Origin of the sequence: Empedobacter sp. UBA5924, from assembly GCF_002431085.1 — a bacterium.
GTDB classification, from domain to species: domain Bacteria; phylum Bacteroidota; class Bacteroidia; order Flavobacteriales; family Weeksellaceae; genus Empedobacter; species Empedobacter falsenii_B.
Genome location: NZ_DJDM01000031.1, coordinates 1 through 18,347 on the forward strand (window position 1 = coordinate 1; position 18,347 = coordinate 18,347).

At 31.6% G+C, this 18,347-nt stretch carries 17 protein-coding genes; 10 read left to right on the top strand and 7 right to left on the bottom strand.

All coding sequences use genetic code 11. The features are described from left to right. Positions 1–186 precede the first annotated feature (186 nt). Together B3792_RS08535 and B3792_RS08540 are read left to right on the top strand one after the other, a co-directional pair. Positions 187–1,278: a slipin family protein gene (locus B3792_RS08535; RefSeq protein ID WP_219034698.1), complete on the top strand. Its 1,092-nt coding sequence runs from the start codon at positions 187–189 to the stop codon at positions 1,276–1,278. Positions 1,279–1,295: 17 nt separating this feature from the next. Next, positions 1,296–2,741, top strand: coding sequence for an RtcB family protein (locus tag B3792_RS08540; protein ID WP_291050565.1), 1,446 nt, complete (start codon positions 1,296–1,298; stop codon positions 2,739–2,741). 43 nt (positions 2,742–2,784) lie between these two features. On the opposite strand, the gene hemF is transcribed toward B3792_RS08540, so the two are convergent. Both hemF and B3792_RS08550 read right to left on the bottom strand, forming a co-directional pair. Next, positions 2,785–3,687: an oxygen-dependent coproporphyrinogen oxidase gene (gene hemF, locus B3792_RS08545; RefSeq protein WP_115001274.1), complete on the bottom strand. Its 903-nt coding sequence runs from the start codon at positions 3,685–3,687 to the stop codon at positions 2,785–2,787. A 57-nt stretch (positions 3,688–3,744) separates the two neighbouring features. Continuing rightward, on the bottom strand, positions 3,745–4,185 hold the full coding sequence (locus tag B3792_RS08550; protein WP_125349044.1) for a hypothetical protein: 441 nt from the start codon (positions 4,183–4,185) through the stop codon (positions 3,745–3,747). 272 nt (positions 4,186–4,457) lie between these two features. On the opposite strand from B3792_RS08550, the gene B3792_RS08555 reads away from it, so the two are divergent. Then, positions 4,458–5,411 carry an isopenicillin N synthase family dioxygenase gene (locus tag B3792_RS08555; RefSeq protein WP_125349043.1) on the top strand — a complete coding sequence of 318 codons (954 nt, stop codon included), beginning with the start codon at positions 4,458–4,460 and terminating at the stop codon, positions 5,409–5,411. A gap of 60 nt (positions 5,412–5,471) precedes the next feature. On the opposite strand, the gene B3792_RS08560 is transcribed toward B3792_RS08555, so the two are convergent. The 3 genes from B3792_RS08560 to B3792_RS08570 all read right to left on the bottom strand — a co-directional run bounded on the left by B3792_RS08560 (position 5,472) and on the right by B3792_RS08570 (position 8,376). Beyond that, positions 5,472–5,918 carry a hypothetical protein gene (locus tag B3792_RS08560; RefSeq protein WP_115001277.1) on the bottom strand — a complete coding sequence of 149 codons (447 nt, stop codon included), beginning with the start codon at positions 5,916–5,918 and terminating at the stop codon, positions 5,472–5,474. 117 nt (positions 5,919–6,035) lie between these two features. After that, positions 6,036–6,608 carry a hypothetical protein gene (locus B3792_RS08565; protein WP_125349041.1) on the bottom strand — a complete coding sequence of 191 codons (573 nt, stop codon included), beginning with the start codon at positions 6,606–6,608 and terminating at the stop codon, positions 6,036–6,038. A gap of 463 nt (positions 6,609–7,071) precedes the next feature. After that, positions 7,072–8,376, bottom strand: coding sequence for a M28 family metallopeptidase (locus B3792_RS08570; RefSeq protein WP_291049058.1), 1,305 nt, complete (start codon positions 8,374–8,376; stop codon positions 7,072–7,074). A gap of 193 nt (positions 8,377–8,569) precedes the next feature. Here B3792_RS08570 and B3792_RS08575 point away from each other — a divergent pair, with 193 nt between their 5' ends. From B3792_RS08575 to B3792_RS08595, 5 genes are all read left to right on the top strand, one after another. Then, positions 8,570–9,748, top strand: coding sequence for a thiolase family protein (locus B3792_RS08575; RefSeq protein ID WP_115001279.1), 1,179 nt, complete (start codon positions 8,570–8,572; stop codon positions 9,746–9,748). A 157-nt stretch (positions 9,749–9,905) separates the two neighbouring features. Further along, entirely contained in the window at positions 9,906–10,859 is a 954-nt protein-coding gene (locus tag B3792_RS08580) for an acetyl-CoA carboxylase carboxyltransferase subunit alpha (RefSeq protein ID WP_038334644.1), read from the top strand. Positions 10,860–10,958: 99 nt separating this feature from the next. Further along, complete coding sequence (dnaB, locus tag B3792_RS08585; RefSeq protein WP_115001280.1) at positions 10,959–12,518, top strand: replicative DNA helicase; 1,560 nt, start codon at positions 10,959–10,961, stop codon at positions 12,516–12,518. Positions 12,519–12,591: 73 nt separating this feature from the next. Further along, positions 12,592–12,849 carry a hypothetical protein gene (locus B3792_RS08590; RefSeq protein ID WP_125349038.1) on the top strand — a complete coding sequence of 86 codons (258 nt, stop codon included), beginning with the start codon at positions 12,592–12,594 and terminating at the stop codon, positions 12,847–12,849. A 147-nt stretch (positions 12,850–12,996) separates the two neighbouring features. Further along, on the top strand, positions 12,997–14,370 hold the full coding sequence (locus B3792_RS08595) for an NAD-dependent succinate-semialdehyde dehydrogenase (protein ID WP_219034703.1): 1,374 nt from the start codon (positions 12,997–12,999) through the stop codon (positions 14,368–14,370). A 61-nt stretch (positions 14,371–14,431) separates the two neighbouring features. Here B3792_RS08595 and B3792_RS08600 read toward each other — a convergent pair whose 3' ends face one another. Further along, positions 14,432–14,830: a group III truncated hemoglobin gene (locus B3792_RS08600; RefSeq protein WP_019975256.1), complete on the bottom strand. Its 399-nt coding sequence runs from the start codon at positions 14,828–14,830 to the stop codon at positions 14,432–14,434. Positions 14,831–14,924: 94 nt separating this feature from the next. On the opposite strand from B3792_RS08600, the gene rbfA reads away from it, so the two are divergent. Both rbfA and B3792_RS08610 read left to right on the top strand, forming a co-directional pair. Then, a complete protein-coding gene (gene rbfA / locus B3792_RS08605) occupies positions 14,925–15,284 on the top strand; it encodes a 30S ribosome-binding factor RbfA (RefSeq protein WP_038334637.1) in 360 nt (119 codons plus the stop codon). Beyond that, positions 15,284–16,468 (top strand): ABC transporter permease, encoded by a 1,185-nt coding sequence (locus tag B3792_RS08610; protein WP_221855976.1) that lies wholly within the window; start codon positions 15,284–15,286, stop codon positions 16,466–16,468. The genes rbfA and B3792_RS08610 overlap by 1 nt, the downstream gene beginning before the upstream one ends. Before the next feature lie 44 nt (positions 16,469–16,512). Here the strand turns inward: B3792_RS08610 and B3792_RS08615 are convergent, their stop codons facing one another. Next, a complete protein-coding gene (locus tag B3792_RS08615) occupies positions 16,513–18,339 on the bottom strand; it encodes a hypothetical protein (RefSeq protein ID WP_286495803.1) in 1,827 nt (608 codons plus the stop codon). Positions 18,340–18,347 lie beyond the last annotated feature (8 nt).

Here is an 18,347-nt window from a genome sequence, read left to right on the forward strand (position 1 = left end):
TAGAAATCAGAATGACAATAATTCGTCAATTCGAGTAATTTTTCGAAATGAAAATAAAGAAAAATTGTATCGAGAATAGAATTAAAAAATAGTCATCCTGAACTCGTTTCAGTATCTCATAATAAAGATTCTTCGACAGGCTCAGAATGACAAAAAAAATAGTAAAAACCTATAAAAAATAATAAAATGAAAAAATTAGCAATTAACAACCAAGAAATTGGAATCTATATCAAAAATAACGAAGTAGATAAAATTTACTCAAAAGGAAATTATTGGATTTTCTTTAATAAAAACATCGAAAAATTAAACATCAACGAAATAATTGATGAAAAATTCCACGCAATGATTTTGGAAAATGAAACATTAAAAAATATGGTAGATTTTATCGAAGTATTACATAACGAAGTGTTGATTATTTACAAAAACAATCAAATCTATGATTCTTTTTACAATAAAAACGTGATGATTTGGAAAAATTCGACTCAATTAAAAGCTATAAAATTTGACTTGAATTCTACTGACGAAATTAAGAATTTAACAAAAAGAGAAATTGATATTTTGAGAAAAGCTGGTGCAATTCGTATCATTTCTGTTGCGCCATATTTCGAAGGAATTTTATTTAAAGACAATGAATTTGATTCGGTTTTAAAAGCTGGTGAATACCTATTTTACAACAACGAAGTTAAAATCTCGATGGTATCTTTTGATATGCGTCCGCAAACAATTGAAATTTCGGGACAAGAAATTTTGACGAAAGATAAAGCGCAATTACGAATCAATTTTATGGTAAATTATCAAATTACTGATTTGTTAAACGCTTATCAATCGAACAAAGATTTCGAAAAAATGATTTATCAAGCGATTCAATTAGGTTTGAGAGAATTTATTGGAAACATGAATTTTGATGATTTGATGTCAGATAAAAATTCGGTAACGAATTATATCATTCAAAAATATCAAGCTGAATTCCAAGAAATTGGTCTAAAATTGATTGACGCAGGTATGAAAGACATTATTCTTCCTGGAGAAATAAGAGAAATTATGAACCGTGTTTTGATTGCCGAAAAAACGGCTCAAGCTAATTCGATTACGCGTCGTGAGGAAACTGCTTCAACAAGAAGCTTGTTGAATACAGCAAAATTAATGGAAGAAAACGAAACATTATGGAAATTGAAAGAGATGGAATACATCGAAAAAATTGCTGATAAAGTAGGAGAAATCTCAATTTCTGGTGGGTCGAATGTATTAAATGAACTAAAAACAATGTTTACAAAATAATATTCTAACCAAATTATATGAAAACAACCGAACAACAAAACAAACCAATTAATGGAATTGATTTGATTGCCTTGGGTTATCCTGAGAATGAAATTTTAGGAATTGCCTTAAAAATTAACCGAAAAAGAAATGGTTATACAAAAGCCGAAATGCTTGATAAATATGCGCAAGTTTTGTCTTCGCCACAAGATTTCTTAGAAGATAAAATTTTCAAAACGCTTGCAAATGGTTTTATCAATGGAATTCATTTACCTCAACAAGATGAAAACTTAATTGAATTGAATGAAAATCCGAACGATTTCAACATTTATGGTGCAAAAAATATTGAAGATGGTGCTTTAGAACAAATGAAAGTAGCCATGAAACTTCCTGTAACAGTTGCCGGCGCAATAATGCCAGATGCTCATCAAGGTTATGGTTTACCGATTGGCGGAGTTTTAGCAACAAAAAATGCAATTATTCCTTATGGTGTCGGCGTTGATATTGGATGTAGAATGGCTTTATCGATTTATGATTTACCTGCTTCTTATTATTTTAAGCATCATGATTCTTTAAAAAAAACTTTAATAAAAAACACAAAGTTTGGTGCAGGACATGGTTTTCATGGTCAATACAAAGCCGAACATCAGATTTTGGATGATGCAAAATTCGAAACAAATTCATTTATTCAAAATTTAAAAGATAAAGCGTGGTCGCAATTGGGTTCTTCTGGAGGAGGAAATCATTTTGTAGAATTTGGTCTGATTGATTTCAAAGAAGATGATAAGAAACTGAACATCAAAAAAGGTTCGTATTTAGCGTTATTAACGCATTCTGGATCGAGAGGTTTCGGTGCTACAATCGCTGGACATTATACAAAAATTGCAAAAGAAATTTGTAAACTTCCTTATAAAGCACAAAATTTAGCTTATTTGGATTTGGATTCTGCAGAAGGTCAAGAATATTGGATTACGATGAATTTGGCTGGTGAATATGCTTCGGCTTGTCACGAAATTATTCATCAAAAAATTAAAAAATCTATCGGTGCAGAAGTTTTAGCTAAAGTAGAAAATCATCATAATTTTGCTTGGAAAGAAATTTACAATGGCGAAGAAGTAATTGTTCATCGAAAAGGTGCAACACCAGCTTCTAAAGATGTGATGGGAATTATTCCAGGTTCAATGACTGCGCCAGGATTTTTGGTTCGCGGAAAAGGTGAAGAAAATTCTATTCATTCGGCTTCTCATGGTGCTGGTCGAAAGATGAGCCGAACACAAGCAATTAAATCATTATCACAAAACAAGATAAACGATTATTTGAATGATTTTGGAATTACACTAATTGGAGGCGGAAAAGATGAAGCGCCGATGGCGTATAAAGATATTCACGAAGTAATGGCTGCACAACAAGATCTGGTTGATGTTGTGGCTACTTTTACACCTAAAATGGTCAGAATGGCAGATGACGGATCGAGAGAAGATTAAAAAAATGCCTGAACAAATGTTCAGGCATTTTATATTTTATTGATTAAATCCAATCTTTTGGATGTTTCAAAACATCGACTAATTTATATTCTTCCGAACCTTCTTCTGGTTGGTGATTATAGTGCCATTGTACATGTTTTGGCAAACTCATCAAAATAGATTCTATTCGTCCATTTGTTTTCAAACCAAATAAAGTTCCTCTATCATGAATTAGATTAAATTCCACATAACGACCTCTTCTAATTTCTTGCCATTCCTTTTGTTCATCAGAAAATTCATCATTTTTGTGCTTTTCAACAATCGGAATATACGCTTCTAAAAATGAGTTTCCTACTTCCGTTACAAAATCATACCATTGTTCAACTGTTTTTTCTGAAGTTGGTTTCAAGTAATCAAAAAACAAACCTCCTATTCCACGGGCTTCTTCACGATGAGTATTCCAAAAATATTTATCACATTCCTCTTTATACTTCGGATAAAAAGCCACATCATGCGCATCACAACTTTTTTTACAGATTGTATGCCAATGCATCACATCTTCTTCATCCAAATAATACGGTGTTAAATCTTGACCTCCTCCAAACCATTGATCGACAATATTTCCATCTTTATCATACATTTCGAAATATCTCCAATTCGCATGAGTCGTCGGAATATGTGGACTAGTTGGATGAATAACCAAACTCAATCCACAAGCAAAAAATTTACCTGACGAAACATTTAACGCTTTTTGCATTGTTTCTGGTAATTCTCCATAAACTTTTGAAATATTAACGCCAGCTTTCTCAAAAACAGCTCCGTCAGTTAAAACACATGAAAGACCTCCGCCGCCTTCTTCGCGTTCCCAACTATCTCTTAAAAATTTAGCTTTACCATCAACTTGTTCAAGTTTAGTAATAATTTTATTTTGTAAGTCTTGTATATATTGAAAAAATTGATCTTTCATCATAAATATTTTTGCAAATATAGAATGATTGATAACGATTAGAAAGAAGATTAATAATTAACTTCTCACAAATGCATATTGAAATGGAACTTTTATAGTGGTTTTTATAAATTTCCCTTCATTATTCTTTGCTGGAATAATTTTATATTTACCTCCTTTAATTCTCTCATTTAATCTAAATAAAGACTTTTCTAAGATATCTTTCGTATCCTCACTTCCTTCAAAATCAGAAATAGAAATTACACCATTTTCATCAAAAGTAAAATTGAATTCAGCTTTAAGAAGATAATTTGTAATTAAGTTTCTCGACCTTAATTCCGTACTTACCATTTTATAAAAATCTTTTCTAAAATTTTGTTTAAAACATTTATTCAACTCCTCATTTCCCTTCTGTTCAACTTTTTTACAACTTAGATATATCAAAGGAGTTTTTATAGACTCTTGTGAAAACAACATTATGCTAATACAAACAAAAAATACAAATAAATATTTCTTCATATTCTTAAAATTAATTCATATTATTTAAAACAACTATTATTAATAACTATTTATAATGTAATTTTAATAAATTATATTTATCAAGATAGAAATTATCAAAACCTATGTTTAAAATCATATTTTACTTATAATTAATATTTTAAACAATTAGAACCATTTAAACGACTTAGTTTTGCATCAAACCAACAGTTGATTAAAAAAGTTATTAACAATATTATTCACAAAAGAAATCTTTCTATACCTTTGCAGAAGAAATTTTATAAAAAATATAAATGTCACAAAACGGAATTCCATCGGTTAATTTAGCAGACTTTTTATCTGATGATCCTGCAAGAAAACAAAAATTTGTCAACGAAATTGGTAAAGCATACGAAGAAATAGGATTCGTTGCTTTGAAAGGACATTTTTTATCTGACGAATTAGTTGAAAATTTATATAAAAGCGTTCGCGAATTTTACGCTTTACCTACAGAAACAAAACAAAGTTATGTAGTTGAAGGAATTGGTGGTCAACGCGGTTATACAGCTTTCGGTAACGAACATGCAAAAGGTAGAACCGTTGGTGACTTGAAAGAATTTTGGCATTTTGGACAGTATTTATCTGAAGAAGATAAAGCGAAATACAACTATCCAGAAAATGTTGATGTAAATGAAGTTCCAGGTTTTAACACTTATGGTGAAGAAACATACAAACAATTAGAAAAAACAGGAGTTTACGTTTTACGTGCTTTGGCTTTATTCTTAGGTTTAGACGAGTTTTACTTTGATGATAAAGTAAAAAACGGAAACTCTATTTTGAGAGCAATTCACTATCCTCCTATCACAGAAGAGCCTAAAGATGCAGTTCGTGCTGGTGCCCACGGTGATATTAACCTGATTACATTGTTAATGGGAGCGCAAGGTCGTGGATTACAAGTGCAACGTCACGATGGAACTTGGGTTGATGCTATTGCTGCTGACGACGAATTGGTGATTAATGTTGGTGATATGTTATCTCGTCACACAAACAACAGATTAAAATCAACAATTCACCAAGTGGTTAATCCAGAGAAAGAATTATGGGGAACATCTCGTTTTTCTATTCCATTCTTTATGCATCCAGTTTCTGAAATGGATTTATCTGTTTTAGAAGATTGTGTAACAGAAGAAAATCCAAAACAATTTGAAGATATTACAGCTGGAGATTTCTTGACTCAGCGTTTAAGAGAAATTGGTTTAATTAAATAAGCCATATTTAATCTATTATTTCATAAAAAAGAGAGTTGATTTTGTCAACTCTCTTTTCATTTACATGCCTCTTACATACATGTTGTAGTTAAAAATATCCAAACACAACAAAGTGTATTTATAATCATTTTTATTGATATTCACTTCCAAAACTGGATCCGAATTATAAAATCTAATTTTTAGATTATCATTCTTATCCAATAATAAATAAATAGAGGAAATCGTTGGACGAATATCATTCATCCAATTTTTTAAAGATTCTTTTGAATCTTTAATCAACTCAAATTTTTGAAAATATTCGTGAAAAAAATTCTCTAAACGTTGCACTTGTGTCAAACGATCCAATTCACGATATAAATCGATAAAAACGCATAATTTTTCGCGCTTTGGACAAACACATGGATATGGATGTTCTCCATTATAAAGCCATCTTTGCCACTTTTTACAAGACGTTTGTTCTATTGCTTTCTCAAATTCATCTTCGTATTTTAAAAGCCACCAATTCATACGGCAAATCCGTAAATTGCCTTTTGATAACTGCAAAAGCTCGTCTATATAAGCGCTAACGTTTAACATCAATTAAAAATTTGAGTCTTGCTAATTTACAACTTTTCTGATTGAATTTTAATGTTTTAATAATAATTTTTCAAATTTTAGAATCTTAAATTGCTCATCAAACAAAACGTTATAAAAGAACATTTTTTCCTTCATCGTTTTATTTTTCATTTGCACATTTCGAACTGGAATTAAGACGTTAAATTGAAATTCTCTATCCTTCTCAAAATGATTAACAGCCGCATAATAAATCAAATTGTACCACGAATCGATTGGTGCATAAATCCCATAAAAGTCAGGATATAACGCATCTGCTTCATCTTTGTAAACATTGGTAATCGAATAATTATCAATCTCAAATTTCGAAACGCATTTATAGGTTGTTAATTTAGAACAAATTGAAGTGTCTTGTAGATATTTCGCCGAATCTAATTTCAGCCCAAATTCGTCCATTTTATAATCTTCAAACTTATTAATCGTAGGATCTACCACAATTTTTTTGTTCGGAAATTCTAAACTTTGTTTTTGGATATCTTGTAAAATAGTATCGTAAATTTTTGTTCGAATTTGATTTGGGTTAACATTTTGCGCATCAACAAATAACACAATATGTAAGGAAAAAACCAATAAAAAAAGTCTCATTTTGGCGTTTTGGTTTAAAATTTGTTTAAATTTATGAAGTCTTTACGATTCAAAAATCAAATTTAGTTGAAAAGATTTCAAATCTTATCATTTCATCATATTTTCGTAAACAAATAGTTAAAAAGGTGTTAAAGTACGCTTTCATACAATTACACTTTAACTATTATTGTTTATTTTTAACAAATTAATACAAAGTTTAATATCCGACAACAAACGTTTATTATAAATATTCTCTATAACTATTATAAATAAAATCTTTTACAATTTTTCCAAACAAGACATAAAAGTTAGACATTTGCAGTGTCAAATAATTTATTCATAGATAGTAAGACAAAGAGTAACAACGAGTATAACGAAATTGATTTATGAAGTTTGGAATTACTCGCACTCTTTTTACTTTTTAGAGTTTTTTATAGTAGTTTAGGTTGGTTAGTAATCCGTTCACTTTGAACGGATTATTTTTTTATAGCTTATCAATAAAAGCTTTCAACAAATTATATACTTTTTCAGAGGAACTCAAATCCAAACTTTCAGCTGTATCATTGGGATCATGATAAAAACCTTTTCCTCCTAATGTGTAAATAAAAAACGACGGAACACCTTTCAAATAAAACGGACAATGATCGGAATTACACGATTCTCCTCGAATTTTAACTTCTTTTAGGTATTTATTTGTTTGATTGAATTCAACTAATTTTTCAAATTGATTTTTAAAAACTTTACCATTCACAACTTGAATTCCTTGATCGCCCGCTCCCATAATATCTAAATTGACTAAAAATTTGATTTGATTCAATGGAAAAAGAGGATGATTAACATAATAATCTGCGCCTAAAATCCCCGCTTCTTCACCTGCAAAAGCCATAAAAACTGTTCTATAATTAGGCTGATGTTTTGAATAATACTTCATCAGCGCCATCATCATTGCAGTTCCGCTCGCATTATCACTCGCTCCAGGAAAAATAGTTTGTCCAACTTTCCCTAAATGATCATAATGAGCAGAAATCACAATTACGCTATCATTGTTCTTTCCGTCAATGTAACCAATTATATTATTTGCTTCGAATGAATTATTTAACTCTGAATCAATAGAATAATCGTTTATTTTTAAATTTTTAGAATAAAATTTATCCGAAATAATAAATTCTGAAATAGAAGATTGTCGTTGACTAAGACTTGAAGTCAATTTATCTGATGTAAATCTAAAAATCGCTCGATTTTTATTTTCATTTTTCTCATAAATATTCGCCCATTGTTTGTAATATTTCTGAATAGAATCTACAGAAGTCACTAAAGGCGGCAAAATAATATGTTTTCCTTTTTGCGATTCATCATCTTTCACAATAAAATCCCTCGTTTTATCTTTCGACTGAAAAGATTCCACATAGGCTTTTGTGTCAAAAATATAAAAAGGTGAATTGGTTTTCGAAATTGATTTAGAAATTGGTTTTACAATAAAATCAATTCCATATTTTAATTCTTTTCCATTAATTTTCAGTTTTGCATCTTTGATAATATTAATCGGAAAAGTAAATGTTTGATTATAACGATTAGAAAAAGACTTCAATCCATTTTTTTGAAATTCGTTTTGTAAATAAATTCCAGCATTTGTCATTCCATTTTCTACATAACCTCTGCCAGCAAACGAATTTGACGTAAGCGAATCTAAAATTGATTTAAAATATTTTTGATCAAAGGTTTGCGCATTTCCGATTGTAATTACAAAACACGAAATCAAACCAAATAATATCATTTTATTCTTCAGCATTTTAATCATTTTATTCTTCAAAAAATATTCTATTCTAAGATAATTATCATTTTAACAAAAAAAATCAATTATCTATATTAAGTCAATAACAAATTTAAAAAATCTTTAAAAAGTAAATCAAATTAATACTACTATAAATTTTATATCTTGCATTATTAAGTTATCATAATAAAAACAACAAATCACAAATTAAATGAAAGAAGTCGTAATAGTTTCAGCTGTTCGTACAGCAATGGGATCTTTTTTGGGAAGTTTATCTAACGTTCCAGCTACAGATTTAGGCGCAACAGCTATTAAAGGAGCTTTAGATAAAATCAACTTAGATGGATCTTTGGTTGATGAAGTATATATGGGAAATGTATTGCAAGCTGGTGAAGGACAAGCACCTGCTAAGCAAGCAATGATAAAAGCAGGTTTACCAAATACAATTCCTGCAACAACGGTAAACAAAGTTTGTGCCTCTGGTATGAAAGCTGTAATGTTTGCTACACAAGCAATTCGTTTAGGTGACGCAGATGTTGTAGTTGCTGGAGGAATGGAAAACATGTCGATGGTTCCTTTCTATTCACCAAATGCAAGAACTGGAAATAAATACGGAAATACTGTTTTGTTAGATGGAATTGTGAACGATGGTTTACAAGATTACTACAGCAAAGAAATGATGGGACTTTTCGGAGATACTTGTGCAACTGAGTTCAATATTTCTCGTGAAGAGCAAGATGAGTTTGCAATTAATTCTTACAAAAAATCTGCTGCTGCTTGGGCTGCTGGAAAATTTGACAACGAAGTTGTTCCTGTAGAAATTCCTCAACGCAAAGGAGAACCAGTTATTTTTAAAGAAGACGAAGAATATAAAAATGTAAACTTTGATAAAGTTCCAGGTTTGCGCGCTGTTTTCTCTAAAGACGGAACTGTAACTGCTGCAAATGCTTCTACAATTAATGATGGAGCTTCTGCTTTAGTATTAATGTCTTTAGATAAAGCAAACGAATTAGGATTAAAACCTCTTGCAAAAGTTATTGCTTATGCTGATGCTTCTCAAGAACCTTCAAAATTTACAACTGCACCAGCTAAAGCGGTTGAAAAATTATTGAAAAAAGCAAATATGACAGCTGCTGATGTTGATTTCTGGGAATTTAACGAAGCGTTTTCAGTTGTTGGAATTGCAAATACTAAATTATTAAACCTTGATGCTTCTAAAGTCAATGTAAATGGTGGTGCGGTTTCTATTGGTCATCCACTTGGAAATTCTGGATCAAGAATTTTGGTTACATTATTAAATGTTTTAGAGCAAAACGGAGGAAAAATTGGTGGTGCAGCTATCTGTAATGGTGGCGGTGGAGCATCTGCAATGATTATCGAAAAAATCTAATTTTAGATCAAATACACGATGAAAGCGTCTAATCTGTAGACGCTTTTTTATCTTTTGAAATTAAAATACTTGTAAAAAATCTGAAAAACATTCGACATTTATTATAATTGGCTTAAAAACCTTTTCTATATTTGTTGGATTGAACAAACACATTTGTATGGAATATTTAGAATTTGAACAACCTATCAAAGATTTAGAAGAACAGTTACAAAGCTGTCAAATCGTCGGCGAAGGAAGCGGTGTTAACATCAAACAGGCTTGCGTTGAAATTGAAATTGCAATTGAAAATAAAAAGAAGGAAATCTATGGTAATTTAACGCCATGGCAACGTGTACAATTGTCTCGTCATCCTTCTCGCCCTTATACTTTAGACTACGCTTACGCGATCACAGATAACACGTTTATCGAAATTCACGGAGATAGAACTTTTGCTGATGATAAAGCAATGGTTGGTGGTATGGGAAAAATCAATGGTCAAACTTTTATGATTATTGGTCAACAAAAAGGAAAAAATACCAAAGAAAGACAATATCGTCGTTTCGGAATGTCTAATCCAGATGGTTACCGCAAAGCTTTACGTTTGATGAAGTTAGCAGAAAAGTTTAATATTCCTGTCTTGACTTTAGTCGACACTCCTGGTGCATATCCTGGTTTAGAAGCTGAAGAAAGAGGTCAAGGTGAAGCTATCGCTAAAAACATCTACGAAATGTTGAAACTTACAGTTCCTATCATTACAATTGTAATTGGTGAAGGAGCTTCAGGTGGAGCATTAGGAATTGGAGTTGGGAACAAAGTTTTCATGTTAGAAAACACTTGGTATTCTGTAATTTCACCAGAAAACTGTTCTACAATTTTATGGAGAAGTTGGGATTACAAAGAGCAAGCTGCTTCGCAAATGAAATTAACTGGTCCTGATATGTTAGAATTAGGATTAATTGAAGACATCATTCAAGAACCGCTTGGTGGAGCACACTACAAACCAGAAGTTGCGTACACAAACTTGAAAAATAAAGTTTTAGACACTTACAACGAATTGAAAAAACTTTCTCCAAAAGAATTACAACAACAACGTCAAGAACGTTACATCAAATTCGGAGAATTTTCAGGATAAAATATTGTTTTACAATAATACTTATTGTAGAATATACAATTTTAAAACGAGATATAAAATTAGTTATATCTCGTTTTTTTATTTAATTTTGAAACTCTTATGGAACAAGCAAATTATAATCCCGAAATACCAGCTAACAAGCACAATGTCATTGGTTTAGAGAAAGGTAAACTTCCTCCACAAGCTGTTGATTTAGAGCAAGCTGTACTTGGTGCGATGATGATTGATAAAAAAGGGTTGGATGAAGTCATTGACATTCTTACACCGCAAGTTTTTTATCGTCCAGAGCATCAAGCGATTTATGCTGTCATTCAAAAATTATTTAACGATTCAGAACCTATTGATTTATTAACGGTTTCGAATGAGTTGAAAAGTGAAGGCAAATTAGATCGTGTTGGCGGTGATTATTATTTGATTCAATTAACGCAAAAAGTTTCTTCTTCTGCACACGTGGAGTATTATGCTCGTGTCATTCAAGAAAAATATATTCTTCGTCGTTTAATTGAAATTTCGAATCAAGTCATTGAAAAATCATACGATGATACTGCCGATGTATTTGATTTACTGGATTATTCTGAATCGAAATTATTCGAAATTACAGAAGGTGGAATCAAGCGTAGTTATTCGGAAGCAAGAGATTTAGTTACAGAAGCGATTGACAAAATTAAAGCCCAATCTACCAAAGAAGGAATGTCTGGTTTATCTTCTGGATTTACAGAAATTGATAAAATTACTTCGGGTTGGCAAGAATCGGATTTGATTATCTTAGCCGCTCGTCCTGGTATGGGGAAAACCGCTTTTATCCTTTCGATGGCGAAAAATATGACGGTGGACAAAAATATTCCAGTTGCTGTTTTTTCATTAGAGATGTCTTCTGTTCAGTTGATTACGCGTATGATTTCGGGTGAAACTGGAATTTCGGGTGAAAAATTGCGTAAAGCAAAATTAGCCGATCACGAATGGAAACAATTATATACAAAAGTAAAAGGTCTTGAAAATGCACCGCTTTACATTGACGATACGCCTGCCCTTTCTATCTTCGATTTAAGAGCAAAAGCGCGTCGTTTGGTTTCTCAACATGGTGTAAAAATGATTTTGATTGACTACTTACAGTTAATGACTGCTGGTGGAAAAGCAAATGGAAACCGTGAGCAAGAAATTTCGATGATTTCGCGCTCCTTAAAAGCAATCGCAAAAGAGTTAAGTATTCCTGTTATTGCACTTTCGCAGTTATCTCGTTCGGTAGAAACTCGTGGAGGAAGCAAGCGTCCATTATTATCGGATTTACGTGAATCTGGAGCGATTGAGCAAGATGCCGATATCGTTTCGTTTATTTATCGTCCCGAATATTATAAATTAGAATATTGGGATGATGAAAGTGAACCTTGCGCTGGTCAAGCCGAATTTATCATTGCTAAACACCGTAATGGTGCGTTAGAAAATGTGCGTCTACGATTCATTAATGAGCAAGCTAAATTTACCGATTTAGAAACTTCATTTGGTGGAGATTTCGAAATTCAAAGCTCGATGAATGATGGTTCTCAAGAAATGGGAAGTGCAATGAATTTATCTGCTATCGATCCTTCTGATGCTTTTGGAGATTTCGGCGGAGAATTCACAAGTTCGATGAACAACGACGACGATAATTTACCGTTTTAAAAGAATGATTTTATTTTGAACGAATTGTTCTATTAAGATTTGATAATTTTAATCAATCATAAATATTTACTTTATGAAAAAGAATCTAGAATTTATTGCAGAACTTTATGGTTGGATTCAAATCTTTATATCACCCTTTATTATTGGCTTCATAATTGGATTGTTGATTTATTTTCAAAATAAATCAATTTCTAATTTAATTATTGGTTCTATCTTCATTCTAACAGGATTAATATTAGGAATTATTTTAGCAAATAAAAAAATGAAAAGTAAAAACGGAACAATTTGGTTTTTATCACGAACAAATTCAGCAACTGATTTAGATAAATAATCATTCTTCTAATTTCTATTGTTCATTTATACTTACTTTATTGTTCAAACCTTCTAAAATCTCATCAACTATCAGTTTTATTTATCCTAAAAGTTTTGTTAGGAACGAGAATTGCTACAACTTTGTATACATTAAATAAAGAGTGAAATGGCAAGTTCAATCAGAACATTAAATCCTGCTACAGGTAAAATCGAAAAAGAATTTCAAGCCTACACAAGCGAAGAAATCAATCAATATATAGACGACGCAAACGAATTATATCAAACATGGCGATTCGAATCTTTCGAAGAAAGAAAAGCTGTAATGAAACGTGTCGCAAACGAAATGCGTAAGCAAAAAGCTCGATTAGCTGCTTTGATTACAACAGAAATGGGAAAACCATTGTATGAAAGTGAAATCGAAATTGATTATAGTGCAAATATCATCGAATATTACGCTGATAATGCAGAAGAATTCTTGGCAAATGTTCCTATACAAACAGAAAAAGGTGACGCTTATGTGGTTTCAGAACCTATTGGTGTGTTATTAGGTGTCATGCCTTGGAACTTTCCTTTTTCTCAAATTGCACGTTTTGCTGGGCCTCACATTATGGCTGGTAACACAGTTGTTTTGAAAACGGCTTCTAATATTCCGCAATGTGGAATCGCTTTCGAAGAAATGTTTACTGCTGCTGGCGCTCCAAAAGGTTTGTACAAAAACTTATTGATGTCAGGAAAAGACACAGATTCGATTATTAATAATCCAAAAATTGTTGGTGTATCTTTAACTGGTTCAGAAGCTGCTGGTGCAGAGGTTGCAAGTATCGCTGGTAAAAATGTAAAACCTTCGGTTTTAGAACTTGGTGGTTCTGATCCAATGATCGTTTTGAATGATGCGGATATCGAAAAAGTGATGAACGGAACCATTAACGGTCGTTTACGTAATGCTGGACAAGCTTGTACTTCTTCGAAACGTATTATAGTACAAGAAGGTATTTACGATGAATATTTGAAAAAAATTACGGACTATATAAACGGAATGAAAGTTGGCGACCCTACACATGCTGACACCAATATGGGACCTGTAAGTTCGGAAAGCGCGTTAGAAAAATTATTGGATCAAATTAATGATTCAGCTAATAAAGGAGCAACAATTGTTTCAGGAGGAAAACGTATTGATCGTGATGGGTTCTTTTTACAACCAACAATTTTAACAGATTTAAAACCTGGAATGAAGGCCTATGACGAAGAAGTTTTTGGACCTGTAGTTTGTATTTGGAAAGTGAAGGATGTAGAAGAAGCAATCAAAATTGCGAATGATACGCCTTACGGATTAGGTGCTTCTATTTATACAGAAGATGTTCCGAATGCGGAGAAAATCGCTCGTAGAATAGATTCGGGAATGGTTTACGTAAACAAACAAGTTTCTTCAAGCCCAGATTTACCTTTCGGTGGTGTGAAACATTCGGGTTACGGACGCGAACTTTCTAAAGCTGGAATTATGGAGTTTATCAATAAAAAATTAATCATGATTGCGAAATAATTTTTCAATCATTAATCAAATTATACAAAAAAAATGCAACTTTTATGAAGCTGCATTTTTTTTATTGAATAAACCCTTGTTTTTGTTCCATTTGGTCAATTTTGAAAAGAATTAAATCACGCATAATTTTTGCTCTATTTTTTGCTTCATTTGCTATTTCTCCTTCAAATTTTTCGTCAATTATTCCGTACCACAATTCAATCCAACGCTCGAAATGATGCGGTTTTAATTTCTCTTTCTGACTCAAAACCAAATGTGTTCGCATTGGCCAACCTTCAAAAGTTGCTTTTCCTAATAAAACAGTTTCCCAAAACTGAATCATATGCGGCAAATGTTCGTCCCAATTTACCTTTGCAACTTCCGAAAAAAAGTAACCAATGACATCATCTTTTTGCACTTTATCGTAAAACGTATTTACCAATAAAGCAACATCTTCTGAAGTTTCGATATCTTTTTTCATTAAAACAAATTTACAAAGAACTTAATTCAATTCATCAATGTTTTTAATCACGAAAAAATGCAGTAATTTTACAGTCTCATAAAAATGAATAAAATTGGATAGCAATAGACAACAAAAAGTAAGTAAATTATTTCAAGAAGAATTAGCAGAAGCTTTTAGAAAATGGGCTGTAAAGGAATTCCCTGGAAATTTGATTAGTGTTACAGAAGTAAAAGTAACACCAGATTTGAGCGTTTCTAAAATCTATGTAAGTATTTTTCCAAGTACTCAAAAAGACGAAATTTTCAAAGAAATTAGAGTTAATACACCATTATTTAGAGGAATTTTATCAAAAAGTGCTTCTAAACAAATGCGTATTACACCAGAATTAATTTTCATTTTAGATAATTCGTTAGACGAAATGGATAAAATCGACAAAGCGCTAAGAGGAGAAGGAAATAATCCAATCTTATAATGAGAAACATTTCACTTTACATTGCGAAACGCTACATTTTTTCGAAAACGAATACAAACGCCGTAAACATTATTACATCGATTGCTGTTGGTGCTATTCTGGTTGCTACAGCGGCTTTATTTATTATTTTATCCGTTTTTTCGGGATTAGAAAAAATGAATTTAAAGTATTATAGCAATGTAAATCCTGAAATTAAAATATCACCTTCGAAAGGAAAAGTATTGGACAGTTTAACTTTTGTTGTGGATCAATTGAAGCAACAAAAAGATGTCAAAGCTTTTTCTAAAATCATCGAAGAAAAAGTCTACATCGATTACAAAGGAAAGCAAGATATTGCCTATTTGAAAGGTGTTGACGAAAATTTCACCAAAATTACACGTTTAGATACGGTAATTTATGGTGGACAATATTTAGACTTTAATCGCGATGATAATTTTATTGTTTCGAATGGAATTGCAGAGCGTTTGCAACTTTATATCGATCCGATAACGCCAGCAGATTTGATGATGCCAAAAGCTGGAACAGGTCTAATAAAACAAGAAAGCGATGCTTTTACACGCAAAGATGCGTACAGTGTTGGCGTGTTTATTTTGAACGAACAATACGACAAACACATATTTACAACTTTAGGTTTGGCGCAAGAATTATTGTTGTTAAACGAAAATCAATGTTATTCGATTGAGGTAAAAACGACTGGAAAAAAATCGTTTAACGAAGTAAAAATTCAACTTCAAAAAATATTAGGTTCTCATTATAAAATCGAAACCAGACAAGATTTAGATTCAGCTTTCTTAAAAGTAATGAATATGGAAAATTTAATCAGTTACTTGATTTTTACGTTAGTCATTATCATTGCATGTTTCAATTTGGCAGGAACAATTATTATCTTGATTTTGGATAAAAAGAAAGAAATTCAGACGATGTATAGTTTTGGATTATCACGAAAAAACATTCGTAATATTTTCTTTCAAACTGGTTTTATTATCACCCTTATCGCGATGACAACAGGTTTATTAATCGCCTCTGTTATTGGATTATTACAAATAGATTTTGGTTTGGTTATGGCTTCGCCAACTGTTCCATTTCCATTTATCTTTTCTGTCGAAAATTTTGTTGCAGTTATTGTAACTGTTTTAGGTTTGGGAAGCTTAGTTTCGTGGATCGTTTCCAGACAAGTGAAATAAAAAATATTAAGACATAAAAAAAGCTTNNAAGCTTTTTTTATGTCTTAATCCCACCTATTCCAACGAATGTAATTTGGTTTTGAAAAGTCAAAATCCATCATTTGAAAATCTCTATTATCCAATAAATTTGTCTTGATTAGATTATCGCCTTGTCCAGGAATTGATGGATAATACGACAATGAAAAACGAATATTGTTGAACACAAAATAATCATTTGTCAACATCACACCCAAACTAAAACGCGAATAAATTGGGTTATTATTCAGTATAAATTTTTTGTTATCTCCAATTGCCGCAACCATCGCATTGAAAAAAGGCGAAATACGAAATCCTAAAAACTCGTAAGGCGTATAGGATTGCAATTGATACTCGAACATTAATTTCTGTTGACCTGTTAAGCCTCTATCCGATTTGAAACCTGCCATTCCCAAATAATCATGTTCATGAAGCGAAAGTTGATCCGCAGGAGAATCTAAACGATCATGTCCCAAAAGATAATTAGTTTTCATGAAGTTTCTGAACTTCCATTTTCCCCAATTTATCAACTTTGCCATATATTGTAATTCTACAGACAGCGTTTTTTGTTCAAATTTTCCTTTATTAAAAAATCCTCCAAACTCAACTCCAAATCCCCAAAAACCGGTATTTAAAAAACCTCCAGCAGAAGCTTTTCCGCCAAGATAATAACGATCAGTTTGACGAATATTTTGAATTCCTCCTATAATGCCCAATGATTTCCCTATCGCAATATCTTCTTCAATATCATAATTGAAAATATATTTTGTTTTGATATATCGTTTTGAAGAAATTCCTATCCCTACTAAATAATTCGTTTGGTCAGAAAAAAAGTTCACAGGATCGTTTTCTGGAGTTGGTGTTTCGGTATAAGATCGATCATAAAATCGCCCTGAAACAATAAAATTGGTAATATTTTCTGAATGACCATCATCAATTCTAAACGCTCTTGCCAACCAATAATCTTGGTAATTATATTTGAAATGGTTATCAACCAAAATAGGTTTTTCGAAATCTAATGAATCTTTAAAATACACTTGTCCAACCGAAACTCCACCTGCATAATGTGCTAATGGCGAATAAAAAGGTCGTACAAAACTGATTGATTTTGTATAATGATTATCTTCATTTTTGAAATAACGTACATTCCCAATAATTCGAGTTTGGGCAATATTTGGAACCGTATAATTAAATTGATATAACGAATTTCCTGTTTTGTAATTGTGACGGTAACGATTATCAAACACATGTCCTAAACCTAAAAAATTTCGCTCTCTAATGCGAATTCCAGCTTTTGAACTCGAAACCGAACCTGTAATAAACATACTCCAAGAGTCAATTGAATTGACATATAAATCAACCGAATCATTCCCGACAGCTTCTTCCTTAATCTCTACTCGACGAATAGAACGATTGGTACGTATTAAACGCTCAGATTCAGCTGCTTTTACAGAATCATATTTATCTCCTAGTTTCAGCAACATATTTTGACGCAACACAAATTGCTTAGATTTCCCGTGTAGTGTATTTCCAGTTCTTTCAATCCATTTTGTCGGTTTTCTTGTCGTGTCCTGCAAAGAATATCCGAAAGGGTCTTGTGTTTTGTAGTAAATATTTCGAATAATTTTTCCTTGATATTTTCCATCACCTACATTATTATTGGGCTGAATAGGAAAACTCGTTGGTTTTTTCTTGAATAATAATTTTTGGTAAAACTTTCTAAACTTAGAATGATTTTTATTCTCAATTCTAACTGTATCAATTTTGACACTATCTTCTTGAGCATTAACAACTATGGATAAACTAAAAAATAGTAATCCAAAAAAAGTTAATAATATAGTTCTTTTTTTAAGCACACGTCAAG